Here is a 26,950-nt window from a genome sequence, read left to right as displayed (position 1 = left end):
ACCGGATATGTCTGAGGACACTTCTTTAAAGCCCGAGGATATCGAGGAGCCCAAAGAACTCGAGCAAGATATGGATGTTCAGGACGGGCAAGGCGCTGACGACTCGGCCAGCGCCGCCCCCGAGCTGGACGAAGAAGCTCTGGTTGCAGAAGCAATCCGTCGTGGAGAAGAAGCAGCAGAGGCTGACCTAAAGGCAGAAGCAGATACTGCACGCTCTGAACGCGATGAGCTGGCTGCCAAACTTGAGGAAGCTCTTGAGGCAAAAGCTTCTGCGCAGGAGCGCGCAGCGCGTGTGCAGGCAGATTGGGAAAACTATCGTAAGCGTACGGCGGGCGAGCGTCTGGCAGAGCGCGCCTTAGCTACCGAAAAGCTTGTATGTAATCTGCTCCCCGTCATTGATGATCTTGAACGCGCTCTGGCTCATGCCAATACGGTTTGTGAAGGCAACGAGGATCTCGCTTCCTTTACTAAGGGTGTCGATGCCGTTCGCGCTAAGTTTTTGGATGTGCTTGGCCGTGAGGGTGTTGAAGTTATCAATCCTGCAGGAGAAGTTTTTGATCCTTTAGCTCATCAAGCTGTTGGTCGTGTGGATGATGCCAACGATTATGCGGATACTGTTCGTGATGTGTATCAACTGGGCTATCGCATGGGTACTAAGGTTATCCGTCCTGCCATGGTTACGGTTACTTTTAATGGTCCCGCGCGCCCCGTTCCTGCTGTGGAAGAGCAGGTAGATGAGGAAGCTGTTGCAGATAAGGCAACAGATAAAAACGAGTAATAACATATACGGCTCACGCCCGAGCACTGCTCGGGCGTAGCTATGTGAAGGGAGGCGAACTTCTCCATGGCAAAGCAAAAAACCTATTACGATGTCCTTGGTGTGAAGAAAAACGCCACCCAAGATGAGATTAAAAAAGCATTCCGCTCACTCGCACGCACCTATCATCCCGATGCTGGTGGTGACGAGAAGAAATTTAAGGAAATCAGCGAAGCATACGATACACTCTCTGATGAGCATAAGCGTCGAGAGTATGACCAAATACTGTCCTTTGGTGGCATTCCTGGTGGCGGCAATTATCGTAGCTATGCTGGGGGTAATGGCGCTGGTGTTAATTGGGCAGACTTCATTAACAATGCTGGTGGCAGTATGGGCGGTTTTGATTTTTCCAGCATCTTTAATGGTGCGGTCAACCGACCTCAAAAAGGTAGTGACTTATCGCTTACTGTAGAAGTAAGTTTTGATGAAGCCTTAGAGGGAACTACGCGTAAGGTTACCTATCGCGTTCCATCCACGGGCGAGCAGCAGAGTTTGACCGTAAAAGTTCCTGCTGGCGCTGTACATGGTGGTAAGCTGCGTTTTAAAGGTCGTGGCGAGTTTGGTCGTAATGGCGGCACTCGTGGTGATTTGGTGGTTACTACCAACATTATTGAGCATCCTGTGTTCAAGCGCGATGGTGCAGACGTGCGTATGGAGCTTCCCATTAGCATGTATGAGGCTGCATTGGGCTGTGTGGTAGAAGTTCCAACCCCGCAGCATTCCACAGTTTCTATCAAAATCCCTGCAGGTACGCAGGATGGAAAAAAGATGCGCTTGCGTGATTTAGGTGCACCTAATGTTAAACGCAAGGGTACTCGTGGTGCGCTCTACGTGGAAATTCGCGTAAAAGTTCCTACGCATCTGAGCGAGAAGGAGCGCACTGAGCTTGAGGCACTTCTTAAGGATGATACGCGTGAGTACCGAAAGGACGTGAAGTAGTATGGCTCTGGGCGAAGATAAATTTTCGGCTGGCAGAGATAAGCCTCTCTACATGATTAGCGTTGCTGCGGAACTTACAGGCATGCATCCTCAGACTTTGCGTATTTACGAGCAAAAAGGCCTGGTTAATCCTGGTAGGTCTCGCGGTAATACACGTTTGTATTCCGCCCGTGATATTGAGCGTCTGAATCTTATTAGCAAGTTAACGGATGAAGGCATTAACTTAGCGGGTGTTATTCGCATTTTGGATATGCGCGAACGTTATCACGAGCAGGATGAGGAAATTATCCGCCTGCGCGCTCGTATTCGCGAACTTGAAGATGAGGTGCATGAGTTGAGGATGCGTGAACGAATTACCTCATTAGCACGCTATGAAGGGTCAAGTCCCGAAGCGGTTATGCGCGGTCTTTTGGGTGAAGGACGATAAAGAAATCGGTGGGAGTAAAATCTCACCGATTTTTCTTGCATAGAGAAACCAATGTGATATCATCTCGATATATCGAGTCCAGCACTTTCACAGGGAAAGTTCGCAACTCGCTGTGTAGAAAGAACGATCATGTCTCAGAGCGCAAATGTAAGTGTTGAGAAGGAACTTCATGCCAAAAGCGGTTGGCTTATGTTAGCCGTTACTATTGGACTGTTCCTTGCGGCCATCTTTTTTATCGTAAATTTTGTAATGTCTGTAATTGAGTTGGAAGCCTATGGCTTGGAGCCCAGCTTCTTGGAGTTTAGCAGAATCATCTTGGCTGTTTTGTGCGTTATTGCTGGTGCTAACCTTGCCAATGGATTCTTTAGTCTGCAACCTGGTCAGGCCCGCGTGTGCGTCTTGTTTGGTGACTATGTTGGTACGGTGCGCGATACGGGCTTTCGTTGGGCCAATCCCTTTTATGCCAAGAACTTGGGTAATGTAGAGACGGTCGAAAATCTTGGTAGCATGGTCACTGGCCTAGAGGCTCCCGTAACTAAATCTCATAAGTCCATTATTTCTGTTCGTGAGCGCACTCTTAATGGTGAGCGTATCAAGGTAAACGATCGCATGGGCAACCCTATTGAGATTGCAACCGTCGTTGTGTGGCATGTAGCAGATACCGCCAAAGCTTTGTTTGACGTGGATGATTACGAGTCTTATGTAAGCATGCAGGCAGAAACCGCACTACGCCACGTTGCTAGCGTGTATGCTTATGATCATATGGAGGATGACGATAACGCCGCAACCTCTATTACTCTGCGCACCAATATTGAGGAAGTATCTGATGCGTTGCAGGTAGAGCTGGAAAACAGGCTTGCTCCCGCTGGTGTTGCGGTAAGTGATGCTCGTCTGACTCACTTGGCCTATGCCTCCGAGATTGCTCAGGCAATGTTGCGTCGCCAGCAGGCAGAGGCAGTTATTGCTGCACGTAAGAAGATTGTAGAGGGTGCGGTGTCCATGGTAGATATGGCACTTAAGCAGCTTTCTCGTGATGGCATTGTAGAGATGGATGAGGAGCGCAAAGCCACTATGGCATCCAATCTTATGGTAGTGCTCTGTGGCGAATCTGAGGCTCAGCCCGTTCTTAATACTGGTTCACTTTATTAAGGTCGCGCTATGCCAAGCAGAAAACAGTATCCTCTTCGTATAGATCCAGATATTTGGGATGCTGTCCAACGTTGGGCAAATGACGAGATGCGCAGTTCAAATGGCCAGATTGAGTGGATCTTACGAGATGCTCTTAAGCGCTATAAGCGTCTGCCACAAAAAAGTAATTCTCGTTCATCAGAAGATGATGCTTAGATAATCTTATATAGATAGACTTAGATTTTTGAATAAAGCTTCTCTCGCTGGGAATACTTCGTAGTGATAAAACACGCGGAGACCCCGCACAGCGAGAGGAGCATTTCTATGAGAATCGATAAATGGGCGGTAACTGCCCAAGAGGCGTTACAAGCCTCGATTGGAATTGCCAGCGAGGCGCAAGCGAGCGCAGTGGAGCCTATTCACCTGCTTAAGGCTTTAATGAGTACGGGCGAACATAACCTTAAGGCCATTGTGGAGCGCATAGGTGCAGATCCTCGTCTTATTGAACAGCAGGTAGATGCCAAGATTGCGAGTATGCCTCAGGTATCTGGTGGCATTGCACAAATGGGTCTATCCAACGAGTTTGGTCGTGTAGCGGATGCTGCCGAGAAGTTCGCAACAAGCATGGATGATGCCTATGTTACGTCTGAGCATTTGTTGTGTGCCTTATGCCAGGTAAAAAGTGATGCCTCCAATATTTTATCGGCAGCTGGTGTTACCGATAAACGCGTGCGTGAGGCGTACGCCAACTTACGCGGAGATGAGCGTGTAACTTCCCAGGACAACAAGCAGCAGTTTGATGCGCTAGAGCAGTACGGTCGCAATGTGACGGACCTTGCACGTCAAGGCAAACTGGATCCTGTTATTGGTCGTGTGGAAGAAATTCGTCATACCATTCAGGTGCTAAGCCGTCGTACCAAAAACAATCCTGTGCTTATTGGCGAGCCAGGTGTTGGTAAAACAGCTATTGTAGAAGGCCTTGCTCAACGCATTGCTTCTGGTGATGTTCCTTCCACACTTAAGGATCATGATGTTGTTGAGTTGGATATGAGTGCGTTGGTTGCGGGCGCTAAGTATCGTGGCGAGTTTGAGGACCGTCTTAAGAGTGTGCTTAAGGAGGTCAAGCAGGCAAATGGTCGCGTTGTACTGTTTATTGATGAGCTACACACCATTGTGGGTGCTGGTGCAACCGAGGGCTCCATGGATGCAGGTAACATTCTTAAGCCTGCGCTTGCTCGTGGCGAGCTGCACGCCATTGGTGCTACCACGCTTGATGAGTACCGTAAATATATCGAGAAAGATGCAGCACTAGCACGTCGTTTCCAAACGGTACTGGTAAGTGAGCCTTCTGTAGAGGACACCATTTCCATTTTGCGCGGACTCAAAGAAAAATACGAGCTTCATCATGGTGTGCGTATTACCGATGCTGCGTTGGTAAGTGCTGCGGATTTGTCCAATCGCTATATTGCAGACCGTTTTTTGCCAGATAAAGCAATTGACCTGGTAGATGAGGCTGCTAGTCGTCTGCGCATGGAGCTTGATTCCATGCCAGCAGAAATTGATGCGGTGGACCGTCAGCTCACGCAGATGCAAATTGAGGAACAGGCTCTACTTAAGGAAGACGATGCTGCTAGTAAGGATCGCCTCAATGCTCTGCAAGCAGAGATGGCTGGCGTACGCGAGAAGCTCGACGCTATGAAAGCAGATTGGCAAAACGAGAAGAGCGCCATTGATCGTGTGCAAGAGCTTAAGCAGCAGCTCGATGATGCTCGCGGCGAGGAGGAGCGCGCCACACGTTCTGGAGATTTAGCGCGCGCATCTGAGTTACGCTACTCTACCATTCCAACCCTACAGCATCAGTATGACGAGGCAGAGCAGATATTAGCTTCTAAGCAACAAAGTGGCGCCCTGCTTAAGGAAGAGGTTACCAATGAGGAAATTGCCGAAGTGGTTTCCGCTTGGACGGGTGTACCTGTTTCTAAGATGATGCAAGGAGAGATTGAGAAACTTAAAAACCTTGAAGATCAACTTCATAAGCGCGTAATTGGTCAAGATAAGGCTGTGTCTGCAGTAGCAGCAGCCGTGCGACGTAGCCGTGCAGGTCTATCTGATCCCAATCGACCCATTGGTAGTTTCTTCTTCCTAGGACCCACGGGTGTAGGTAAGACCGAGCTTGCAAAGGCGCTGGCAGAATGCCTATTTGATGATGAGCGTGCGCTTGTACGTATTGACATGTCTGAGTATATGGAGAAGTTTAGCGTTCAGCGTCTGATTGGTGCTCCTCCAGGATATGTAGGCTATGACGAAGGTGGTCAGCTTACAGAGGCAGTTCGTCGTCGTCCTTATGCGGTAATCCTTCTTGACGAGATGGAAAAGGCCCATCCTGATGTCTTTAACGTACTACTGCAAGTGTTGGATGATGGCCACCTAACGGATGGTCAGGGTCGTGTGGTTAACTTCAAGAACACTATTATTATCATGACCAGCAATATTGGCTCACAGTTTATCGCTGGTGCCAACGCTGCAGGCAATCCCGAGGACCTGTCCAAGAAGATTGATGAGGCTATGCGTCAGGCTTTTCGCCCCGAATTTCTCAACCGTATTGATGACGTGGTAACCTTCAGTTCGCTGGGTCTTGAGGATATAGAGAAGATCGTGGACATTCAGCTGGCAGATGTACGTAAACGTCTTGCTGCTGAGCGTATTACACTTGAGCTTTCGCCCGCAGCCATACAGTCCTTATCGCTCGATGGACTCGACCCTGTATATGGGGCTCGTCCTCTTAAGCGTTTGATTCAGCGTCAGGTTGTGGATAACGTGGCAAATCTTATTATTGAGGGAACACTTTGTGAGGGCGATACCGTTCGCATGGATGTAGGTGACGATGGTACGTTAGTGGCGCTTCGCGCCTAGACGCTCAAAATTCAAAACAACATGTAAGAATTGCGCCGTATACCAATTGGGTTGCGGCGCAATTTTACCTACAGGGGATTTTCGGGTAAGGTTATTCGTTGATAAAATACCAACGGGGGTTGTTATGAATTGTCCTAACTGCGGTACAGAAATCCCCGAGGGGATGGCGTACTGCCCATCATGCAGTCAAAAGGTTATTAAGCATCTGTCTGAAGAAGCATCTGCATTAGCCTCACTTGAGGTGCCTATTCCTGCGGCAGAACTTACCATAGAACCTGCTGTAGACATTACAACGGATATCTCTAGCGTGCCTGCCGTATCTGCCGTAGAGCCTATAGCCAAGTCAACAGATGAATTAACGGCCAATCCAGTGGTTGAATCAGAATCTATCTCACCAAACAAGCCTATTCATGCAGAGGAAGATGTCGCAACGCTTACATCCACTCCAATTTCTGAGCTTACCCCTGCTTTGGATGAACAAGCTTTAGTAGAAGAGCCTTCCGAGGAAGTTCTTCCTCAATATGATGAGAATAGCGTTGTGGTTCGTCCAATAGAGGAGAGCGAACCCATACTTGCGCCATCCGACGCACGTCCTAAAACGCGCCAAGAAAAGCGTGCTATGCGTGCTCGTTTGCGCACTATGCGTATTGCACTAGCGCGTGGTATAGAGCAACGCGGTGATCCTCATCTACATGTGCATGATAACGATCTTTCTGCGAAGGCAGCTCCGGTGCAGCCTATCTCTAAGGTCAAAGAAGTGCATATGTTCCGACGCCAAATTATATTGGGAGCATTATTTGCTTGTATTATTTTGGTCATTTTGGGCGGTCTGTATGGTGCATGGAGCACGGGCCTTATTGGCGGTGTTACGGTGCCTGATGTGCGTGGGCGCAGTGCAGCAGATGCAACAGCTGTGCTTACGGATGCAGGGTTTGACGTAAACCTGGCTATCACGTATGTAGATGATTCTGCTGGTCTAGTTGTAAATATGGTTCCTAAGCCTGGTGAGAGACAACCTTACGGGCAGACTATTACTGTTCAAGTGAGTGAGCAGCGTGTTATTCCAAATATTGTTGGAAAAACCTTTGATGAAGCGGCTAAGGAGTTATATGACCGTGGTTATGATGTTGTAACGGTTACTGGTGTTGATGCTGTTGAGAAATCTGATATCGTAACGGCTGTTACGCCAGATGAGGGTACTTCTGCAACGGTTGAGCAATCTATTACTCTTACGGTTAAGCGTGCGGAGTAGTGTATGAGCACCAAAAAGCCTGTCGAGGATACAGCTTCCTTCCCACAAACCACTCAGTCTTCGGAACCGCAAAACGCTAGCTCTCAGTTGGGCTCCAAGCAAAAGTTTTTATCTGTCAAAAAGAAAGATGGGGTAGACCGTAGCTTTGCACGCGCAGCAAATGAAGACGATGATGGCTATGATCCATGGTCGGATAGGCCTGCTAAGCGTGAACCTTTATTTCAAGCTGATCCTTGGAGCTAAAATTTTTTGCGGCTAAACTAAATGAGCGCCATAAAAGACGCTACAAAAAAGCTGCCAACCCAGTATGGTTAGCAGCTTTTCTTGCTTGTATCAGGCATTCTAACTAAGCGTTTGTGCCAGACATCTGAGCAACTTCGTCAGAAGAAGCATTGGGCAAAACGGAAGTGCAATGAGGGCAGCGCGTTGCGTCCTGTGCAATCTCGGTCTTGCAGTAAGGGCAAGTGCGAGCAGGAGTTTCTGGAGCCACATCCTCTTCCTTCTTAAACTTCTTTGCAGCCTCTTGGGCAGATTTAATAGCACGCAGCAGCATGAATACCACAAAAGCGGTAATCAAAAAGTTAATAACGGCACCAATAAAAGCACCAAAGTCAATGGCCTGCTCACTACCAGGAATAGCAATAGCAAGACCGGAAACATTGCCCGTACCACCAGTTGCAGCAGTAATCAGAGGATTAATAATATAGGTGATAAGTGCCGTTACAATTGCAGTAAAACCGCCACCAATAATGACACCAACGGCCATATCCATCATGTTGCCACGATTGATAAATTCGCCAAATTCCTTCAAGAACTTCTTCATGGGGTAACCTCTCCTTGGTTGTTGTTCCATGTTGATTGCAAGTGTGTAGATGCAAGCAGGATTAGATGCTATCTGAAAGTTAACTTACGCACCTGCACGACCAATAAAATGCCAGAGAATCGCTACAAGTACTGCAAGACCTGCAATAACAAGCACCATAACTACAGCAGAATTAATCCTTGAGCGACGCTCGCGTGCCGAAAAAATTGCGCGACGCCCTTTAGGAATAGACAAGTACTGCCCATAGGGGAGGTCATGGCGAAGCTGGGGCATCTCATTACGAGATTTGCGGTATGCGCGACCAGAAATTGGGTTGCTGCCACGCGTAGTGTAGTTTGAGTCGTGAGCACTGTGTGCGTAGGCGTCATCCATTTCCAGGTCATCTACGGGATCAACGGTACGATGAGAGCGGGTAGACCTTGTTTTGCGCATATCCGAATTATCCTGCGACATTGCACTCCTTGGGTATACACACTATAAGTAATAAGACATAATGCCTACTCATATCATACCTGTTTGTCTATGCGAGTGTGTCGTACGACTTGCGTTGTTACCTATCGGTTACTCTATGGTCATAGGAGCATCCTGAGCTGCGCAAACTATACTCAGGAATTTATCAGCTGTGGCAGCTCGTGTACCCATATCATTTTGTGGAGTTGCACCCACAGCTTGGGAGAGGGTTTTAACAGCTAATCCAGGTCTATTGTTTTCTTGTGACAAATGCATGGCTATCACATACTCGGTCTTTTTGGTAACTAAGGTGGTTAGGGCAGTGCAGGCTTGTTCATTGGATAGGTGACCCTGCGCCCCACCAATACGCTCTTGTAAAAACAATGGATAAGAGCTATGTGCCAGCATCCGAGGGTCATGATTAGCCTCCAGTGCCAAAATACGAACGTTGTGCAGCAGCTCTAGAGCAGGTTGTGTAAGCACACCGGAATCCGTGCAGTAGCCAAGGGCATCTCCATGCGCTTCAAATCTAAAGCCAATAGGATCTACTACATCATGTGATGTGGGAAAACACCTCACACGAATATCTCCAATTTCAAAATCAGCATTACGATCAATGGCTTTAAACGGCAATACTGCCAGATGCTTACGTGCGCCAGCGGTGCCCTTGGTTGCCAGCATCGGACCAGTAAAATGCTTGCACCATACGCTTAAACCTGCGGTGTGGTCAGAGTGCTCATGGGTTACAACGGTGGCGGCAATATCAGACAAATCCACATTAAGTACAGCAGCGCGGCGAGTTAGTTCGCGATATGAGATGCCACAATCAATCAAAATTTTGGTATTTGCGGATTGCACCACACAGGCATTTCCTTTGGAACCGCTTGCTAAAATATGGAGTCTTAACTGCGAATTTACAGCGGCAGAAGCATCAGATGTCATACAATCCTCTCTCAACAATTCACCTGTAGCTTAGCAGCAGGCTTGGACATATACGGTATAAAGTTGCAAAACGGCGGTACAATCACGATTTAAGAAGAGAAAAACCATTGCATCTGCCAAGGAGATTCATGACAAGCGTTGCTCGCCGGTATGCTCAAAACACTCGTACGTTTGCTCACCCATCGGATTGCGGTGTAGATGAAGGTCATGCGCCCGTGGTTCTTATGGTGTCAGGTGGAGCAGATTCAACAGCGCTTTTGGTGTTGGCAGCTACGTCTACACTGGACATTGCAGATGGCCGCGGCCTAGCGCGTATTGCAAAAGAGCGTTTGCACGTCTTGCATGTAAATCATGGTTTACGTGGTAAAGATGCTCAAAAGGATGAGATTTTTGTTCAGCAGTTATGCCTGCGGTTTGGCATTCCATGTGAGGTTATACAGGTCAAGGTGGCAGACCTTGCAGCACGCTTTGGTGGCAACGTGGAAAATGCTGGCCGAGAAGTACGTTATGCTGCAGCTCATAAACTTGCTAATGAACTTTCCAACCAACTGGGTACGTCTCGTTCTGCTGCACGCATTCTTACAGCCCATACCGCCAATGATCGTGCAGAAACTTTTTTTGCCAACGCTCTTAAGGGCACAGGAACTGCAGGTCTTACTTCCATTCCGCGTCGGCGTAACCGCATTGTGCGCCCTTTGTTGGATTACACGCACGAAGATCTTTGTAATCTATTAGAGTTGCGTGGTATGACCTGGCGAGAAGATGCTACTAACTCGGATACGCATTATCAACGAGCATTTATTAGACATGAGATTATGCCTCAACTTAAACGGCGTAATCCCAATGTGGTGCAAAGTATAGGAACTACCTGCGAAATTCTTTCAGATGAGGATATTTATCTATCCCAAGTTTCTGCTCAGGCTTTGCGTGCCGTACAATCACGTAGCCAAGAGGGCTTGATTGCTCTTAACGCGGCAAAACTGGCAGCTATGGATGTGGCAATTGCTCGGCGTGTGGTGCGCATGGCTGTGTACAATCTGGAGCCTGAATGCCGTATAGAAGCTCAGCATATCAACCGCGTGTTGAGTATTGTGGCGCAGGGCGCAGGTTCAATAAATTTGCCTATGGATATGGATTGCCGTGTGGAATTTGGCATGTTGTTTTTGCGTACGCATACCGCTCAACACCTGCGAGCGCCACAGTGGTTGGCTATCCCCAATACGGTACAGCTTGACGAGAAAACCCGCGTAGCAGCACGTTTAATTTCTGTACAGCCCGCAGACGATCCTCAACAGATTGCCCGAGCACATGGTAAAGAGTGGCAAAACACTTCTGTGCTACTAGATGCTCAACTTGTTGGAGCTGTTGGCGAGGGGGCAAAGCTGTGGATTGATACACCTCAGCCGGGAGATGTGCTTTGCCCGTTGGGTATGCACGGACAGTCTAAAAAGCTCTCTGATTTACTTGGCGAAGCAAAAATTCCCGTGTCTGAGCGTAATGATATTGTGGTAGTTCGTACCAAGCCAGCAGGTCCAATTGTGTGGGTTGCGGGCGTTCGTGCAGACGAGCGTTTCCGTTGCACAGACAAGACAAAAGTGCTGTTAGAATTAAAGATTCATACGGACTAGTTGTACACAAGGCTATACAACACCTGCGGCGTAGCGTTAAGAAAGGTAAGGTCATGGAGCAATTTCATCCCGATATTAAGGATGTTCTTCTAAGTGAAGACGATATTAAAAAAATTGTTTCGTGTATTGGTGATCAAATTTCTACCGATTACGAAGGCAAAAATCCCTTGGTTATTGCTGTATTACGCGGTGCATTTATCTTTACCGCAGACCTTATGCGCGCCATTAAAACAGACTGTGAAGTAGACTTTATGGCTGTTTCGAGCTATGGGGATGGCGTAAAGAGCTCTGGTGTTGTGCGCATCATTAAGGACCTTGATACCAAGATTGAGGGACGTGACGTTATTATTGCAGAGGACATTTTGGACTCTGGTCTTACGCTTTCGTACCTGATTAAGGCTCTGGGTGCTCGTCATCCTAAATCTATCGAGATTGCTGCGTTTCTCGTAAAGGATATTGAGGGCAAAAAGCCTGCGGTTACACCACGCTACGTAGGCGCGCATGTACCTGATGCATTTGTTGTTGGTTATGGTTTGGATTACGCTGAGCACTATCGTAATTTACCTTATATTGGCGTACTTAAGCCTGAGGTATATAGCTAAGGCATAGAGGAGTTTTATTCGTGAGTTTGAAGGATGATAAGGGAACGCCACGTGAACCTCGCAATCCGCGCGATCCCTTTAACGGGGATCGACAGATTCGCATTCCCATTGCGTATGTACTTATTGGCATTGCTTTTATTGCATATTTAGTTTTTGCGTTGCAAAATGGCTTGCCATTCCAAAAGCAGGCAGACAAGCTTGCTACCAGCGAGGTCATTACGGCTATCAAAGAAGACCGCGTGTCTGAAGTTACCTACCGTGATGCAGATGGCTTTGTTAAGGGCAAGTACTGGAAGGACGCTAACGCTAGGGGCAAAACCGAAGCTTTGAGCGATTTTACCAGTACGTATGTTGGTGCAGATTCCTTAGCAGAGCAAATGGCAAAGCACCCCAAGGTTAAGTACGTAGTGGATACGTCTAAACCAAATGCTTTGGGTGACATTTTGTTGCAGCTCATTCCAACCGTGCTTATGGTGGGGGCTGTGCTGTATTTCCTTAATCAAATGATGGCGCAAAACAGCCAAGCTATGCAATTTGGCAAGGCAAAAGCTCGCATTACCGAGAAGACCCGTCCTAAGGTTAAGTTTAAAGATGTCGCTGGTATTGATGAGGCGGTAGAGGAACTCAAGGAGATTCGCGATTTTCTCGCTGAGCCTAAGCGCTTCTTGTCTATGGGTGCCCGTATTCCTCGTGGCGTGCTGTTGGTTGGCCCTCCAGGAACGGGTAAAACGCTGTTGGCTAAGGCTGTTGCTGGTGAGGCTGGTGTGCCGTTTTTCTCTATTTCGGGCTCTGACTTTGTAGAGATGTACGTAGGTGTTGGTGCAAGTCGCGTGCGAGATCTATTTAAGGAAGCCAAAGAAGCTGCTCCGTGCATCATCTTTATTGACGAGATTGATGCAGTTGGTCGCCAGCGTGGTGCTGGTTTGGGCGGCGGTCATGACGAGCGCGAACAAACACTTAATCAGTTGCTGGTAGAAATGGATGGCTTCGAGCAAAACGAAGCTGTTATCTTAGTAGCAGCTACCAACCGCCCTGACATTCTTGATCCTGCTTTGTTGCGCCCTGGTCGTTTTGATCGCCAGGTAACGGTTGACCGTCCTGACGTTCGTGGTCGCGAGAAAATCTTAAAGGTGCACTCCGAAGGCAAGCCTCTGGAGGGTAGCATTGACTTTGCTAATATGGCTAAGTTAACACCTGGCTTTACGGGTGCGGATTTATCCAACCTCATGAATGAATCTGCTTTGTTGGCGGCTCGCCGCAATAAGAAGGCCATTAGTCAGTCAGAGGTCGAAGAGGCAATGGAGCGTATCATTGCTGGCCCCGAGCGTAAGAGTCGTGTTATTACGCAAAAGGAGCGTAAGACCATTGCGTACCACGAAAGTGGTCATGCTTTGATTGGCCATTTGTTGGACAATTCTGACCCTGTACACAAGATTTCAATCATTAGTCGTGGCCAAGCTTTAGGCTATACGCTACAGCTTCCTGATGAAGATCGCTTCTTGCAGTCTCGTAGTGAGATGCTCGATGAAATCGTAGTGTTGCTTGGTGGCCGTACGGCAGAGGAACTCTTCTGCGGTGATATTACTACGGGTGCCAGTAACGATCTTGAGCGTGCAACCAAGCTTGCACGCAATATGGTTACTCGCTATGGCATGAGCGATGCTTTGGGTACGCGCGTGTTTGGGGAAGCTCAGCATCAGGTATTCTTGGGTCGTGATTATGCGGACAAGCAGGACTATTCGTCCGAGACGGCCAAGCGCATTGATGATGAAGTAGAGCGCATCATGCGAGAAGCCCATGAGCGTGCAACTCAGATTTTGAGTAATCGTCGTGAGCAAATGGATACCATGGCGCAGGCACTGCTTGAGCGAGAGACCGTAGAGGGTGACGCCATGATGGCTCTTCTTAATAACACATGGGAAGAGTATCAAGTGGCGGAGGCTCACCAAACAAGTCAAGCAGACCAGACAGCTCAGGCTGACCAAACACAACAGATGCAGCAAACACAGCAGGCGGGGGATGCTCCACAAGATGAGGATTAATCAGAAGTCGTATGACCTAGGCGCCGCAAAGTCTTCTATTCGTGAAATTGCAGCATATGCAGCAAAGCGACGCGCAGAACTTGGTGCCGATAAGGTCTTTGATTTCTCGATTGGAAATCCTTCCGTTCCTGCTCCAGCTGCCGTTGGCGCGTCCATTCAAAAAACTATTTCACTTCCGTCAGTGCAGGTGCATGGCTATACGCCCGCAGCAGGCTTGCCTGAGGTAAAAGAAGTTGTGGCTTCCTCTTTGTGTCATCGTTTTGGGGCGCAGGCAGCTCGCCCACAAGATTTGTATCTTACCTGTGGTGCTGCAGCATCAATCTCCATTACGTTGCACGCCATTAGTAACCCGGGAGATGAGGTTGTAGTAATCACACCTTATTTTCCTGAGTATCGCGTGTGGATTGAACATGCGGGTGCTACCTGCGTAGAGGTACCCTCTCGCGCAGATGATTTTCAAATTGATGTTACTGCCTTGCGTGCTGCTCTTACCCAGCGCACCAAGGCAGTTATCATTAACTCACCCAACAACCCTGTAGGTACTATCTACTCTGCACAAAATCTTGCAGAGGCAGCCTGTGTGCTACGTGAGTGTTCCCAGCACTTTGGTACGGATATTTTGCTTTTGGCAGATGAACCCTATCGTGAGATTACATACGGTCTACAAGTTCCTTGGGTACCGGACATATACGCCAACACGGTAGTGTGTTATTCGTATTCCAAGTCTTTATCCTTGCCAGGTGAGCGTGTGGGTTGGATTTTAGTTCCACCCACCAATCCCAACAATGCTCAACTCATTCCTACTGTGGCAGGTTCTGGTCGCTCGCTGGGCTTTGTGTGTGCACCAGCATTGTTTCAGCGTGTTATTGCGGATTGCGTGGATGAGCCATCCAACGTAGAGGCGTACGATCGCAACCGTCGAGCGTTAACAGAAGGGTTGCACAAGCTTGGTTATACCTTTGTGGAGCCTCAAGGTGCATTTTACCTGTGGCTTAAGGCTTTAGAGCCAGATGCACGGGCGTTTTATGAGCGCTGCCGTACACATGAACTGTTGCCGGTTCCCTCAAACAGTTTTGGTTGTACGGGATGGGTGCGCTTAGGATATTGTGTTCCATATCAAACCATTATCAATTCTATGGACGCTTGGGCTGCAGTAATGAAGGAGTACCAAAATGAACTATAGCTGTTGTGATGTGCATACGCATACCTTGTATTCACGGCATGCGTATTCCACAATTGCAGAAAACATTACTGAGGCTGCCGATAAAGGTCTGGAATTGCTGGGTAGCGCAGATCATTTTAGTTCCATGTTGTATGGTGAGCCGTACGACGTAAAGGACTTCCAATATTTTCTTAACATGCGTGCATGGCCACGCACATGGAAAGGTGTTGTACTTCTGCGCGGTGCAGAGGCAGACATTGTGGATTTGGATGGGAACCTATTTGGTCACAATATTGCTTTGGATTCGGGCATTACGGGCGCTTCGTATGATGGAGCGCAAACGCTTAAAGACCTCGTGTTTGACGAGTTAGATTATGTGGTTGCAAGTATTCATAACCGTAGCTTTGCACGCGGCGCAACACTGGCGCAAACCACGCAGATGTATATTAACGCGTTGCATGACCCTAAGGTACAGGTACTTGGTCATCTAGGACGAGCAAACGTTCCTTTTGATGTGGACGAAGTACTTTTCTGTGCTAAAGATTTGGGCAAGCTTATAGAAATTAACGAGCATACCCTATCTGACCAGCAGCAATTTAGCGAATCGTGCCAGCATATTGCTCAGCGTGCAGCAGAAATTGGTACGCAGATAGTGGTTTCTAGTGACGCTCATATTTGTACAGCAATTGGTGGGTTTGATACTGTTCATACCATGCTTAAAGCAATTCACTTCCCAGAAGAACTCGTGGCAACACGCTCTGCTCAAGCATTTTTAACTTCGCTTGAGCAAAGCGGTGTTATGCCACACGCTACGCAGCCTTTATAAATCAAGCGTAAGTTCAACAGGACAGTGATCACTGCCAAATACCTCAGGCAGGATTGAAGCGCTGGTAATATTTGGAGTAAGAGACCCAGAAACCAAGAAGTAGTCAATACGCCAGCCAACATTGCGTTCACGCGCGCGCATGCGGTAGCTCCACCAGCTGTATGCATCAATGGCATCCGGATGACAATGACGGAAGCTGTCCACAAAACCAGCATCCAAAAGCTTAGTAAAGCTCTCGCGTTCCTCATCAGAAAAACCGGGATTCATATGGTTGGTAGCAGGGTTCTTAAGGTCAATTTCCTGGTGAGCAACATTGTAATCGCCACAGGTTACTACAGGCTTATCTTGAGCTAGTTGAGCAAGGAAATTGCGATACGCTTCATCCCAAGCTAGGCGAACGTCTAAGCGCTTGAGTTCATTTTGAGAATTAGGCGTGTACACATCTACAAACCAAAACTTGTCAAATTCCAGTGCACAAACGCGTCCTTCATCGTCTGCCTGTTTAGCTCCAATGGTGCGGATAACCTGCAAAGGTGCTTCCTTGGAAAATACTGCGGTACCAGAATAACCCTTACGTTGGGCATAGTTCCATGTTTGTGTGTAGCCAGGTAGTTCAAGATCAATCTGGCCTTCCTGTAGCTTGGTTTCCTGAATGGCAAACACGTCTGCATTCATTGAGCCTAAAATTGCATCAAAAGCAGGGTCTTTTTTCATAACGGCACGCAGGCCGTTCACGTTCCAAGATACAAAGCGCCACTCGCGGCTATCCGTTGTGTTGGTAAGGCTTGTGCTGGGGGTGGAGGTACTCACAATAAAAATTCCTTCCAGGCGTCCAATTGCATAACACCCTGCTCACGGCCAAGCTCAAAAGCCTCGGCCAACTCTTCTCTATTAAGGGTAGTATTCGAAATTCGCATATTAAGAGGTCGAACCACAAAAGCACGACCTTCTTGTTCCAATTTTGCTAAGTGTTCCATAGCAGCATTGTAGCGTTGTGCACGTGTCAAAATGGCATCGCGCAAGAAAGGATAGTTACCAAACATGTGACCTACGGCAGAGTGCTGCATACCTTGCATAGCAGGCTTTACATAGCCTTCAGGACGAGAAGCTACAACAAAAAAGCGCGTTTGGCCATCGTCTTGCGCTATGTGCAGTGGAATACCTGCTCCAACACCTAGTCCACCGTCATACATTACCTGACCATCAATCTCTAGAGGGTTCATGAGCCCAGGCATGGTGGAGCTTGCGCGTACTACATCAAGAGTATCTTGCAGTGTTTGCATGTGCTTGCGACCCCATACTACGGTACGGCCGGTGTCTCGTTCAAAGCTTTGGATACGCAGAATAGCGGGGTTTGCCTTAAAGGTTTCCCAGTCCAAAGGTATGGTAGCTTGTAAGTTAGCGGCATTATATAGGTATTCACTATCAAAATAACCTCGTCCAGTAAGTAAAGATTTGGGACCGCCTGCACGCGGATCGTCCGCTACATCCACAAAACCTCGACGCATCCGCTCTAAATCACGTGCTACATAGTTAACCGCACACGATGCACCTGCAGAGAGACCGCATACGTACGAAAAGTATATGTGCTCTTCAAGCAGTACACTTAACAAACCCGAGGTGTATGCACCACGCATGCCACCACCCTCAATGACAAGAGCGGTGCTAGTTATATTATTGGGCTCTAACACGTTGGTCATGTGCATCCTTCTTGCATGCTGTGTTTTCTCGCTTTAGACGTTGTACCCCAAAAACCAAGGCGGGTACAATCGATACACAAGAACTAAAAAGGAGCATCTATGTTACGAGATAACACGGCACTATGGCGCTGCGGATCACACGAACTTTCTCTTTGTCGGCCGCGTATTATGGGTGTGCTCAATGTGACGCCCGATTCTTTTTCTGATGGCGGTGCTTATGTAGACACTGATGCTGCCATTGCTCGTGGCCTTCAGATGCTGGATGAAGGTGCAGACATTATTGATGTGGGCGGTGAGTCTACGCGCCCGGGTTTTACAGCAGTAAGTCCCGAGGAAGAGGCCGCGCGTATTGTTCCCGTGGTTCGCGCTTTGGTGGCGGCTGGCGCGATTGTCTCGGTAGACACGCGTCACGCTGAGGTTGCGCGCATGTGCGTGCGTCTAGGTGCGTCTATCATCAATGATGTAACAGGTTTTACGGATCCTGCTATGGTGCAAGCAGCTGCCGATAGCAATGCTGGTGTAGTGGTTATGCATGCGGGTAAAGTTGCCGAGCACGCCCCTCGTCAAACAGTGGTGCTAGATAGCGCTCCCGGAGCAAAGGTTGCAAGCAATAATGCTTCCAAAAACACCCCAGAGCCTCAAGCCGAATCTACCGATAAGAGCCTTTCGCTTGATTCGCTCATGCAGCAGTCTGTGATTGTGGATACCAATGCCGCAACGGTACGGCTGTCTGGCAATCGTAGATTTGCCACACCTGATTCTGCTCCTATTATGCGCAACGTTATGGGCTTTTTAGGCGACCAGGCTCGTACGCTTGTCCGTGCTGGTGTGGATCGCAGTCGTATTGTGATTGATCCTGGTCCTGGCTTTGGTAAGTTTGCAGATGAGGATGTAGTTATTCAGCGTGCTACAGCAAAGATGGTATCCATGGGGTATCCCGTGCTCTGTGCGGTTTCGCGTAAGCGCTTTGTGGGAGCAGTTTCTGGTGTAACTCAGGCATCCAAGCGTGATGCTGCAACTGTTGGTGTGGTTATCGCAGCATTAGAAGCTGGTGCACGTATTGTGCGTGTACATGATGTTGCCACAGCCTACCAAACTCTTACAAGCTATTGGACAGTTGCTCATCCAGATGAGCGTCGTGCTTTTGTAGCGCTTGGCTCCAATGTAGGAGATCGTATGGGCTACCTTGCTAAAGCATGCTCTCTTATCAACGCAATTCCGCTTACCTGTGTAGTAAACGTAAGCCATGCGTACGAGACAGAGCCTGCATATGGTATTGCTACGCCTGTAGCAAATGCTGTTGTAGAAATTAAAACAGAGCTTGCTCCTCTGGTGCTTCTTGAGCAGCTCCTTGAGGTAGAAAATCAGTTACATCGTCAGCGACCTGCAGATCAAGAAGGTCATGGACCACGTACCATTGACTGTGATCTTGTATGGATGGAGGGCGAAGTACACGTGGGCAAGCGTTTATGTTTGCCTCATCCTGGTTTGGGCGAGCGAGATTATGTGTTAACTCCAATGGAAGATATCATGCATGATCCCGACCGATTCTTTACGCACGCCGGTGTGACCATTTTGCCCCAAGAACAGCGCGTAGGTCTGGTGCGTGAGGATTTGGGTGTAATTGAGTGGTGTTAAAAATAACAGGAGCTCCGTATGCAATCAGCACAACTTACCTATCTTTCTAGCACCAAAAATATCGTCGATGCAGCTAAAGATCTTGCGCGGGATGGTGCTGTGCATGCAACAGCGCTGTTTACTACTTCACAAACAGAAGGTCGTGCTCGCATGGGGCGCATTTGGCATTCTGTAGATGGTAGCTTGCATGTAGCACTTGTACTGCGTCCGCAGGTGGGTATGACCTATCTTAATGGTCTTACTACTGTGTGTTCCTTGGCAGTGCTTGATGCGCTGCGTAGTTTGGGAGCACAGGATATAGTGCCCAAATGGCCTAACGACCTTATGTATAAAGGCAATAAGTTGGCTAGCATTTTTGTAGATGCTGGATACGGAGAAGGTGTGTTTGCCGTATGTGGAGTCCATCTCAATGTGAGACAAAATCTCCAACTCGCACAGCTCATCGTAGATTCTTTTGATGGCTCTCCTTGTCCTGCAGCTCCAGCTTTTTTGTTAGATACCTTTACAGAGAAATCCGCTAAAGCAGCTAGTCCAAACCTCAGCAATGAGTACATAGCTACAGTGATATGTGATGCAATGCTTGCACGGGTAAGCAGCTGGGAGCAGGATGTGGTGTCTGGCAAATCTGTCGCAGGTCCTATTGCATCGGTGCTCAACGAGTATTATGACCAGATGGATCTTCTTACCAAGCAAGTAGATGCCCTGTTGCCCGATGGACGCGTGGTGCTTACAGGCATGCTTGCGGGCATGGATATTTGGGGCCGTGTTAGCTTGCTTGATGCAGAGGGCCGCGAATATGAAATTGCTCCAGAACAGGCCTCACTGCGTCCAGCGCGTTAGGGCTGTTGTTGCTTCCAAATTTGATAAATGCCGTAAATAGTAAGGTTACCGTCTACGTAATCAAAAATGTTTGTTGCCTGAGCAACGGTTTTGGCAAGACCTCCTGTGGCTACAACAACAGCACGTGGAGCAGATGGATTACGTTCCAAGAGCTCTGTTTGAATGCGCTCAACTAGTCCTTCTGCCATTGCGGCCGATCCAACAATCAAGCCAGATTGGACAGCGGTTTCGGTATTGGAGCCCAAAGCGTGCTGTGGTGCAATCAAAGGCACACTGGATAACTTAGCTGCTCGCGAGAAAAGCGCTTGAGCAGAAAGCATAAGTCCAGGCATTATAGCGCCGCCCACAAAAGTGCCGTCTGCATCTACTACGTCAATGTTGGTGGCTGTGCCAAAGTCCACCACAATAACAGGTGATCCATAGCGAGCTTTTGCTGCCATAGCATTAGCAATGCGATCGGCACCAAGCTCATAAGGATTGTCCAGAGCAATACACAAACCACAATCCAGTTTGGCATCTATCATAAGTGGTTCGGTATTTAGCACGCTGTGCATCATAGCTTGCCACTCTTGGGAAAGCGCGGGCACCACACTAGCAATAGCAACATGGGTCACTTCAGATAGATTCCTACCAAACATGGCAAAATAGCTATGCAAGCGACTATGGAGCTGGTCTTTTGTGTCTGTTGTGTTGGTAGCCATGCGCCACTGATGCACAATTGTGCCGGCATCATCCAACATTCCAACTGTGGTTTGTGTGTTGCCACAATCTATAGCTAATAACATGCAATGCTCCTGTAACAGCAGCTGCGCAAGCAGCATAAGGGATATATATAGTGAACTGCTAATCATGTCTGAGATTTTAACAGTTCGTTGCAATTGTAAGCATCCAAAGGACCTGTGCGCAACACATGCAATATCCATGAACTTGCCGCAGGAAGTGGGTATATGTGTTAACATTTCTAACCTGTATGTTTTCGGATACAAGCCGGAACGCATTTGCTCTGGTCGGAAACCAGAGTCGTTAGAAGGAGTCCTTATGAAAACTGGTATTCATCCAGAGTACGTAGAGTGCACCGTACGTTGCACCTGCGGTAACACCTGGAAGACCCGCTCTACCAAGAGTGAAATGACGGTTGATTTGTGTGACAAGTGCCACCCATTCTATACGGGCCAGCAGAAGCTCGTAGATACCGGTGGTCGTGTACAGCGCTTTGCTAACAAGTTTGGTGGCGCAGCTGCAGAGCAGCTCAAGAAGGCTGAGGAAGCTAAGGCTGCTAAGGCTGCTAAGGCTGCCGAGGAGGCTGCTGCAAAGAAGGCTGCTGCTGAGGCTAAGGCTGAAAAGAAGGCCAAGCGTGCTGCAGAGTTTGAGAAGAAGGCTGCCGAGCAACCCGTTGCAGAGTCCGCTGCCGAGGAGCAGGCAACCGAGGAGAACGCAGCTGAGTAAGCTTTACGCGCAACAAAAGTTGTCACTATAGTTCTTAGAGATGTCTTAGAAGGTCAGGAGAAGTTATTCTCTTGACCTTTTTTTGCTGTCAGTAAAAATTGTTTTGCAAAAATAACGCAGTTACCAGCATAAATAGTTAAATCTGTTACTTACCTTAATAATTTATGTATGCTATCCTTAAAACAATTTGAGAATTGGGCGAACCATAATCTGGGAGTATGTATGGTACACACAAAGCGATTTGTTTCGGGATTGCTGGCAGCATTGCTTGTCTTGCAGCTGGCCTTTCCTGCAGGTGTGCTGGCAGCAGAAGAGCAATTAGTTTCTGTTCCTACGACAACAGAACAACCTCAAGAAGGTAATGCTGTTGCCAAACAAGCACAGGCTACAGATGTTGTAGAAGGAACTGATGATAAAAGCAATATCGCTGTGGAGGCAAGCACTTCTGTTGCAGTGGAATCTGCATCAGCTTCAGCAGATGATCGTGCTGTGGCGTCTGTAGCTCAGGAAGGCATTGAAGTAAGCCTTGTCTCTACTGATGGCAAGACCACTTATGGGACTCTTGCAAATCCTAAGGCAAGTGTGTCTCTTCCCAAAGGCAGAAAATTTAACTTGCGCATCCACGCGATTTTTCCCTCTGCTACCAATAAGTCTATTGAGATAGCTTTGCCATATGGTATGGAATGGAACACAGATTTTAAGTTTGATAAGACCGCTGGCTGGGTTGGAGAGTTACAAACTGATGGTGTAATAACTCCCGCAAAACAAACCGAAGCTTCTAAACAGCCTGTTTCTGTTTACAACTGGTCTTCTGCGGGCACTCTTACCCTAAACTTCCAAGACACTACGCAAGAGGTAACGTTTGATTTGCCTATGGGTCTTGCCTTTTCTGTTGATACGGGTCTAGCAAATATTCCCAATGCTATTACGGTTACGCAAAACTATACCAAGGTCGGAAATACTCCCACAGCATCCAGTCTTGCTGCGGATATTGCTGTTACCAATAGACCTGGACTAACCTACATTGGTTTTCGTGGCGATTATACAAACAAACTCAATAAAAATGGCAATATAGAAGTCGGTTTAGACTCTCCTATTGGAACAGGACACGATGTTTCTTGGGCTGCTGCTCTACAAGCCAACAGCTATGAAAAGCTTGTTCTGGAAGATTATTTTTACGCCATGCTTGCTCCAGAAAAAGCAGAGTATCTTGGTCGTTATTCCACTTTTGCAACCTCAAATACTGGCTTCGGTCTAAAGGAAAAGGATCTTAAGATTCTTAATCCTGGAGAAAAATTTACGCTGAGTACGGGTCAGGAATACACGGTTCCCACTGGTAAAAAGCTGTACGTTTGGGATCGCGCTCAACATCACACCATTCCTGTTTCTGGTTATGAAGAAGAATTTAGTCCCATGTGGCGTTTCCCTAAGGAAGATTTCCCTGTTGGCAGTGTTGCAGAGATTAGTCAGATTGATGTTGGCGTTAAATACCACAACCCTTATGGAGTAAGTTCTTATCTTCCTTATGATGCTAACCGCCTCAAAACCATGAAGTATGAAATTGTTGAGCCTAAGGAAGATGTATACGTTAATACCACCATGTATGGCTCAGGTAAAGACTGGCCATTGTGGGAAGGTTACATTGCCGATAATGAAGTATATATGGGTGCTCCAGGCTTTGAGCATACGCAAGAGCGCACCCTTGGTTACTTTACAGTGGGCAACCGTGGTACAGGCGATAGCCGTAATAAGACCGTAATTATTGATTACGATGTAAATAACACTAAGATTGCCGGTGTTACATCGCAGACATTACCACTTATTTCTAAAGAAAAGGCAGATGGTACACAGCCTACCAAGGTGAGTGATTTTAAGGTTACCCTTTGGAATAGCAAAACAGGCGAAACCTCCAACTACACACTGGATGCCTCAAACATTAAGCAACGTTTTCGTGTGGAAGACGTACTCGGTAAGCATATAGAGGGCATGTACCTTAAGCGTATTGAATACAAAATTAATACTATCCCTGCAAAAACCGAGTTTACTGCTTGGAGCATTTCGGATAATGGTGGCGAAAGAAAAGAGGAAACAAATGACTTTGCCTTTTTTGGCAATGTTCTAACAAATGATGTTCGTGTAAAGGGTCAGTGGGGAGATGATCCTTCTCTCTTTAAGACACGTATTCGTATTGAGAATACCGGTGCAGAAGAGCCTAATTGGCATCATCGCAATCAGAGTGAGTGGGACTTTGGGGATGGTAAGGGAACCATAAATCTAAAATATCCTGGTCGTTCTGCAGACCATGTAACCATTGGTGATACGTTTACCGCATTTACTGGTAAAAGTTTTATTCAAGGACATGGTCAGACCACTGCTTACCATGACGGTACTGCCTATCCCCTAAACTATGTTATTGGTGACCAGATTCGCAATACATATTTTAACTACTTCTCTCCTGTTTGGAATGGATCAACTGCTGGTATACAAACCCATAAAGCAATGTACTACATTAGTCCTCTTGGTGATGATTTAAGTTTCCAGATGGTATACCGCTCGGTTGGAGCTAAAGATTTTTGGAGAGATAATAGCGTAGATGAAAATAAGGTAAGTCCAAAGCAACCTGATGTGTATGAAGTACCTGTTTCTGATGCGCTTAAGCAAAAATATCCTAATGCAAAGGTATATAAGCTAGATTTTTCTAAGTTTACATCAGATCAGGATACATTTGATACTCGCGCCTTTGGTCCTTCTGTATATTGGAGGGAGTCTGCGCAGGCAATCCCCTATGCAATCAACTCTGCATATTGGGCTTATACGGGTGAACCTAACGTTCTTGTGAGTTTTAACTCTGACCCTGAGAAGGACGTACCTGGTACCTACGATCAACTTATGTGGTATGAGTACGATATTGATACTCCAGAAGACCTTGTATATGGCAGTGGCATGACCAAGGATATATATGATCTTAATGGCAATGGTAGTACCGAGGATATGATTGGTACAGCTTTTGGTATATGGAATGTCAAAGCACCAACAGATCTTATTGTGAGATCTGCTGCTAAGATGGCAACTCAGCCAGATTCCCAGTACATTACCTACGATGGTCTTGCAAAGACTCTGATTGGTGCCAATAGTACGGTTGACTATCGTCTCATTGCAAACAATCCAACTCAAAGTGATGCCAATGGGTTTACGGTATATTGGCCTGTTCCTAAAAAGGATGAGAATTGGGGTAAAGCAATCCAACCCAATGGTGCATTCCAGTTTGATTTATTCCTCAATGGTGGGATTAAGAGTCAGCTACCTGCAGGATATACCGTTTCGTATGCAAAAAATGCTACACCTACTAGTCAAGCGCTTGATTGGGATGGGTTTAACTGGACAAACGAGGCAGACACGGCAAACTGGAGCCAGCAGGATTGGGATGCTGTAAACTTTGTCCGCATCTCCTCTCCAAAAGATAGTGTTTTCTCGGCTGGCGCACGTGAAGAATTTAAGTTCAACCTTACTTTGCGTGATGTTCCAAAGGAAGACTTTGAGAAGCAGCTCATTAATGTGTACACCCCAACGTACTTGCGTGACCTTGGGTCTGGTAAGGGTTATCGTTATGGTCAGCCAGTAGCTATTGTTCCTACGCCCAGCATACTAAAGGGCAAGGTTTGGGTTGACGCAGATTACGATGGCAAGATGGACACGAGCGAGACTGAAGTAGTTGCAGGTGTGAAGCTTGAGCTGTTTGATACAAGGGGTAAGCTGGTTGATACTGCTACTACTGAGTCTGATGGAACATATAGTTTTAAGGGCCTTAAGAACTGGTCAACAGACCCTTCTGGAAAATTTGATGAGTATAGTATTAAGGCCTATAACCCAACTGACCCAACTGCAAATACGTTAAATACCTTTGTGCGTTTTTCGCCTAACGCGGACAAAAAGGCACAAGACAAAATGGTTATGACTGCTGCGGCAGACCAAACTACCGCAAGTGTTGCAGGTGTAACGGTTGCAGACGATAACGCTCTAGCACTTAACGTTGGCCTTACGCGTATGACTAAGGTTGAAGTAGTAAAGAAATGGGTTGAAGGTAAGAATGCGGATGGTACTGAAGGTGGAACCATCAATCATGATCCAATCCAAGTTGAGCTTACAGAAGATGGCGCCGCTGCTACAAATATCGATGCAAAGAAGGTAGACCCAATCACGCTTTCTGCCAATGGCTGGTCTGGTACGTTTGAAAATCTTTTGTATAACAATCCTGCTACTAATGCTGTGGCGGCATATAGCGTTGCAGAATCTGAGGTTCCAGAAGGCTATGTGGCTGAGTATAGCTACGAAACAAAAACCGATGCTACTGCTTCTTACAAGGTTGCAACCATTACCAATACACGTATTCACGGTACGATTAAAGTTTCTAAGGTGGATAAGGCTCAAAACGATAAGTTCTTGCCTAACACTGGTTTTGAGTTGAGGAAGGATGGCGTTGCAGTACGCCAAGGCGTAACGGATAACACAGGTGTACTTACCTTTGAAGATGTTCCTTACGGTGAGTATGAGGTAGTAGAGATTACCGCGCCTGAAGGCTATGTTTTGGATCAGACGCCTTATCCGGTACAGATTACTACTCAAGATCAGGTTGTTTCTCTGACGGTAGGAGACGATGAGATTACGAGTTCTATCTTGGTAACTAAGGTAGATGCTCAAGACGAGAATAAGAAGCTTGTTGGTGCTGAGTTTGAGCTTAGGAAGGGTGATACGGTGGTTGCTAAGGCCACAACTGGCAATGATGGCACCCTAACCTTTGCTGATGTTACCTATGGTGAGTATGAGGTGATTGAAACTAAGGCTCCCGAAGGCTATGTCTTAGATCAAACGCCACATCCTGTAAAGATTGTTACGCAAGACGAGGTTATTTCTCTAACCATTGGCGACAATAAGATTAAGAGTTCTGTTTTGGTAACCAAGGTAGATGCTCAAAATGAAGGTAAGGTCCTTCCTGGTGCTGAGTTTGAACTCAGGCAGGGTGACAAGGTGGTTGCTAAGGCAAGCACTGGCGCCGACGGTACGGTGCTGTTTAGTGACGTTGCTTACGGCAGCTACGAGCTGGTAGAGACTAAGGCGCCTGAGGGTTATGAGCTTGATCAAAAGCCTACAGCAGTTACGGTTACAGAAGACGGTGCTGTTATTAAGCTGGTGGTAAAGAATACGCCTACACCTGTTGTAGTAGTACCCAAGCTCAGCATTCTTCCCAAAACGGGAGACAGCGCTGGTAGTGTGGCATCAATCTTGTTTGCATCTGCTACGCTTACGGTATTTGCGTGGGTCCTTAGGAAGAAGCGCAAACAGGCCTAAGATGAGTTTATACACATAAAAGTCAATAC

Annotated in this window: 23 protein-coding genes; 17 read left to right on the top strand and 6 right to left on the bottom strand. The window is 47.4% G+C overall.

Translation table 11 applies throughout. From position 1 onward, the window contains the following. Positions 1-7: 7 nt before the first annotated feature. From grpE to G469_RS07990, 8 genes are all read left to right on the top strand, one after another. Positions 8-778: a nucleotide exchange factor GrpE gene (grpE, locus tag G469_RS0101525; RefSeq protein ID WP_028263545.1), complete on the top strand. Its 771-nt coding sequence runs from the start codon at positions 8-10 to the stop codon at positions 776-778. 66 nt (positions 779-844) lie between these two features. Continuing rightward, positions 845-1,756, top strand: a complete 912-nt coding sequence (locus G469_RS0101520) for a DnaJ C-terminal domain-containing protein (protein ID WP_028263544.1) — start codon at positions 845-847, stop codon at positions 1,754-1,756. A 1-nt stretch (position 1,757) separates the two neighbouring features. Continuing rightward, entirely contained in the window at positions 1,758-2,183 is a 426-nt protein-coding gene (locus G469_RS0101515; RefSeq protein ID WP_028263543.1) for a heat shock protein transcriptional repressor HspR, read from the top strand. Between the two features lie 129 nt (positions 2,184-2,312). Beyond that, a complete protein-coding gene (locus G469_RS0101510) occupies positions 2,313-3,332 on the top strand; it encodes an SPFH domain-containing protein (protein ID WP_028263542.1) in 1,020 nt (339 codons plus the stop codon). A 9-nt stretch (positions 3,333-3,341) separates the two neighbouring features. Beyond that, positions 3,342-3,527 carry a hypothetical protein gene (locus G469_RS0101505; protein ID WP_028263541.1) on the top strand — a complete coding sequence of 62 codons (186 nt, stop codon included), beginning with the start codon at positions 3,342-3,344 and terminating at the stop codon, positions 3,525-3,527. Between the two features lie 108 nt (positions 3,528-3,635). Then, positions 3,636-6,224: an ATP-dependent chaperone ClpB gene (gene clpB / locus G469_RS0101500; RefSeq protein ID WP_028263540.1), complete on the top strand. Its 2,589-nt coding sequence runs from the start codon at positions 3,636-3,638 to the stop codon at positions 6,222-6,224. Between the two features lie 124 nt (positions 6,225-6,348). After that, positions 6,349-7,476, top strand: coding sequence for a PASTA domain-containing protein (locus G469_RS0101495; protein WP_084522263.1), 1,128 nt, complete (start codon positions 6,349-6,351; stop codon positions 7,474-7,476). A gap of 3 nt (positions 7,477-7,479) precedes the next feature. Then, positions 7,480-7,719, top strand: a complete 240-nt coding sequence (locus G469_RS07990; RefSeq protein WP_035425222.1) for a hypothetical protein — start codon at positions 7,480-7,482, stop codon at positions 7,717-7,719. Positions 7,720-7,822: 103 nt separating this feature from the next. On the opposite strand, the gene mscL is transcribed toward G469_RS07990, so the two are convergent. The 3 genes from mscL to G469_RS0101475 form a co-directional block, all read right to left on the bottom strand. After that, positions 7,823-8,299: a large conductance mechanosensitive channel protein MscL gene (mscL, locus tag G469_RS0101485; RefSeq protein WP_028263538.1), complete on the bottom strand. Its 477-nt coding sequence runs from the start codon at positions 8,297-8,299 to the stop codon at positions 7,823-7,825. A gap of 84 nt (positions 8,300-8,383) precedes the next feature. Further along, on the bottom strand, positions 8,384-8,752 hold the full coding sequence (locus tag G469_RS07985; RefSeq protein ID WP_051353682.1) for a hypothetical protein: 369 nt from the start codon (positions 8,750-8,752) through the stop codon (positions 8,384-8,386). A 108-nt stretch (positions 8,753-8,860) separates the two neighbouring features. Next, the gene (locus tag G469_RS0101475; protein ID WP_028263537.1) at positions 8,861-9,691 is read right to left on the bottom strand and encodes an MBL fold metallo-hydrolase; all 831 of its coding nucleotides are present in this window, start codon (positions 9,689-9,691) and stop codon (positions 8,861-8,863) included. A 128-nt stretch (positions 9,692-9,819) separates the two neighbouring features. Here G469_RS0101475 and tilS point away from each other — a divergent pair, with 128 nt between their 5' ends. The 5 genes from tilS to G469_RS0101450 are packed head-to-tail and all read left to right on the top strand — an operon-like array spanning position 9,820 to position 15,951. Next, complete coding sequence (gene tilS / locus G469_RS0101470) at positions 9,820-11,319, top strand: tRNA lysidine(34) synthetase TilS (protein WP_028263536.1); 1,500 nt, start codon at positions 9,820-9,822, stop codon at positions 11,317-11,319. A gap of 53 nt (positions 11,320-11,372) precedes the next feature. Then, positions 11,373-11,921 carry a hypoxanthine phosphoribosyltransferase gene (gene hpt, locus G469_RS0101465; RefSeq protein ID WP_028263535.1) on the top strand — a complete coding sequence of 183 codons (549 nt, stop codon included), beginning with the start codon at positions 11,373-11,375 and terminating at the stop codon, positions 11,919-11,921. 20 nt (positions 11,922-11,941) lie between these two features. Further along, a complete protein-coding gene (gene ftsH / locus G469_RS0101460) occupies positions 11,942-13,963 on the top strand; it encodes an ATP-dependent zinc metalloprotease FtsH (protein ID WP_028263534.1) in 2,022 nt (673 codons plus the stop codon). Then, the gene (locus tag G469_RS0101455; protein ID WP_028263533.1) at positions 13,953-15,146 is read left to right on the top strand and encodes a pyridoxal phosphate-dependent aminotransferase; all 1,194 of its coding nucleotides are present in this window, start codon (positions 13,953-13,955) and stop codon (positions 15,144-15,146) included. Before ftsH ends, G469_RS0101455 begins: the two co-directional genes overlap by 11 nt. Next, the gene (locus G469_RS0101450) at positions 15,136-15,951 is read left to right on the top strand and encodes a phosphatase (protein ID WP_028263532.1); all 816 of its coding nucleotides are present in this window, start codon (positions 15,136-15,138) and stop codon (positions 15,949-15,951) included. Before G469_RS0101455 ends, G469_RS0101450 begins: the two co-directional genes overlap by 11 nt. Here G469_RS0101450 and G469_RS0101445 read toward each other — a convergent pair. Both G469_RS0101445 and G469_RS0101440 read right to left on the bottom strand, forming a co-directional pair. Further along, positions 15,946-16,665: an exodeoxyribonuclease III gene (locus G469_RS0101445; protein ID WP_051353701.1), complete on the bottom strand. Its 720-nt coding sequence runs from the start codon at positions 16,663-16,665 to the stop codon at positions 15,946-15,948. The genes G469_RS0101450 and G469_RS0101445 overlap by 6 nt on opposite strands. A 92-nt stretch (positions 16,666-16,757) precedes the next feature. After that, positions 16,758-17,651, bottom strand: a complete 894-nt coding sequence (locus G469_RS0101440) for a patatin-like phospholipase family protein (RefSeq protein ID WP_169726172.1) — start codon at positions 17,649-17,651, stop codon at positions 16,758-16,760. 99 nt (positions 17,652-17,750) lie between these two features. Here G469_RS0101440 and folP point away from each other — a divergent pair, with 99 nt between their 5' ends. Together folP and G469_RS08825 are read left to right on the top strand one after the other, a co-directional pair. Then, positions 17,751-19,289, top strand: a complete 1,539-nt coding sequence (gene folP / locus G469_RS0101435) for a dihydropteroate synthase (protein WP_028263529.1) — start codon at positions 17,751-17,753, stop codon at positions 19,287-19,289. An 18-nt stretch (positions 19,290-19,307) separates the two neighbouring features. Beyond that, positions 19,308-20,129, top strand: coding sequence for a biotin--[acetyl-CoA-carboxylase] ligase (locus G469_RS08825; protein WP_051353681.1), 822 nt, complete (start codon positions 19,308-19,310; stop codon positions 20,127-20,129). Here the strand turns inward: G469_RS08825 and G469_RS0101425 are convergent. Beyond that, positions 20,126-20,914 carry a type III pantothenate kinase gene (locus G469_RS0101425; protein ID WP_028263528.1) on the bottom strand — a complete coding sequence of 263 codons (789 nt, stop codon included), beginning with the start codon at positions 20,912-20,914 and terminating at the stop codon, positions 20,126-20,128. The two genes, G469_RS08825 and G469_RS0101425, sit on opposite strands and share 4 nt — an antisense overlap. Positions 20,915-21,167: 253 nt before the next feature. Between G469_RS0101425 and rpmE the strand changes: the two genes are divergently transcribed. Next, positions 21,168-21,575: a 50S ribosomal protein L31 gene (gene rpmE / locus G469_RS0101420; RefSeq protein ID WP_028263527.1), complete on the top strand. Its 408-nt coding sequence runs from the start codon at positions 21,168-21,170 to the stop codon at positions 21,573-21,575. Between the two features lie 222 nt (positions 21,576-21,797). Next, positions 21,798-26,921, top strand: coding sequence for an LPXTG cell wall anchor domain-containing protein (locus tag G469_RS0101415; RefSeq protein ID WP_028263526.1), 5,124 nt, complete (start codon positions 21,798-21,800; stop codon positions 26,919-26,921). Positions 26,922-26,950 lie beyond the last annotated feature (29 nt).

Source organism: Atopobium fossor DSM 15642 (assembly GCF_000483125.1).
In the GTDB taxonomy this organism is placed as follows: Bacteria; Actinomycetota; Coriobacteriia; order Coriobacteriales; family Atopobiaceae; genus Atopobium; species Atopobium fossor.
The sequence above is the reverse complement of the archived record's forward strand: the minus strand, read 5'-3'. Positions and strand labels throughout refer to the sequence as shown.

Coding starts and splice junctions, on each gene's coding strand:
- G469_RS0101515 (WP_028263543.1), top strand. CDS start 1,758: ATGGCTCTGGGCGAAGATAAATTTTCGGCTGGCAGAGATAAGCCTCTC.
- G469_RS07985 (WP_051353682.1), bottom strand. CDS start 8,752: ATGTCGCAGGATAATTCGGATATGCGCAAAACAAGGTCTACCCGCTCT.
- G469_RS0101440 (WP_169726172.1), bottom strand. CDS start 17,651: ATGACCAACGTGTTAGAGCCCAATAATATAACTAGCACCGCTCTTGTC.
- rpmE (WP_028263527.1), top strand. CDS start 21,168: ATGAAAACTGGTATTCATCCAGAGTACGTAGAGTGCACCGTACGTTGC.
- G469_RS0101495 (WP_084522263.1), top strand. CDS start 6,349: ATGAATTGTCCTAACTGCGGTACAGAAATCCCCGAGGGGATGGCGTAC.
- grpE (WP_028263545.1), top strand. CDS start 8: ATGTCTGAGGACACTTCTTTAAAGCCCGAGGATATCGAGGAGCCCAAA.
- G469_RS0101445 (WP_051353701.1), bottom strand. CDS start 16,665: ATGAAAAAAGACCCTGCTTTTGATGCAATTTTAGGCTCAATGAATGCA.
- tilS (WP_028263536.1), top strand. CDS start 9,820: ATGACAAGCGTTGCTCGCCGGTATGCTCAAAACACTCGTACGTTTGCT.
- G469_RS0101505 (WP_028263541.1), top strand. CDS start 3,342: ATGCCAAGCAGAAAACAGTATCCTCTTCGTATAGATCCAGATATTTGG.
- G469_RS0101510 (WP_028263542.1), top strand. CDS start 2,313: ATGTCTCAGAGCGCAAATGTAAGTGTTGAGAAGGAACTTCATGCCAAA.
- G469_RS08825 (WP_051353681.1), top strand. CDS start 19,308: ATGCAATCAGCACAACTTACCTATCTTTCTAGCACCAAAAATATCGTC.
- G469_RS07990 (WP_035425222.1), top strand. CDS start 7,480: ATGAGCACCAAAAAGCCTGTCGAGGATACAGCTTCCTTCCCACAAACC.
- G469_RS0101475 (WP_028263537.1), bottom strand. CDS start 9,691: ATGACATCTGATGCTTCTGCCGCTGTAAATTCGCAGTTAAGACTCCAT.
- hpt (WP_028263535.1), top strand. CDS start 11,373: ATGGAGCAATTTCATCCCGATATTAAGGATGTTCTTCTAAGTGAAGAC.
- mscL (WP_028263538.1), bottom strand. CDS start 8,299: ATGAAGAAGTTCTTGAAGGAATTTGGCGAATTTATCAATCGTGGCAAC.
- folP (WP_028263529.1), top strand. CDS start 17,751: ATGTTACGAGATAACACGGCACTATGGCGCTGCGGATCACACGAACTT.
- G469_RS0101455 (WP_028263533.1), top strand. CDS start 13,953: ATGAGGATTAATCAGAAGTCGTATGACCTAGGCGCCGCAAAGTCTTCT.
- clpB (WP_028263540.1), top strand. CDS start 3,636: ATGAGAATCGATAAATGGGCGGTAACTGCCCAAGAGGCGTTACAAGCC.
- G469_RS0101415 (WP_028263526.1), top strand. CDS start 21,798: ATGGTACACACAAAGCGATTTGTTTCGGGATTGCTGGCAGCATTGCTT.
- G469_RS0101425 (WP_028263528.1), bottom strand. CDS start 20,914: ATGTTATTAGCTATAGATTGTGGCAACACACAAACCACAGTTGGAATG.
- G469_RS0101520 (WP_028263544.1), top strand. CDS start 845: ATGGCAAAGCAAAAAACCTATTACGATGTCCTTGGTGTGAAGAAAAAC.
- G469_RS0101450 (WP_028263532.1), top strand. CDS start 15,136: ATGAACTATAGCTGTTGTGATGTGCATACGCATACCTTGTATTCACGG.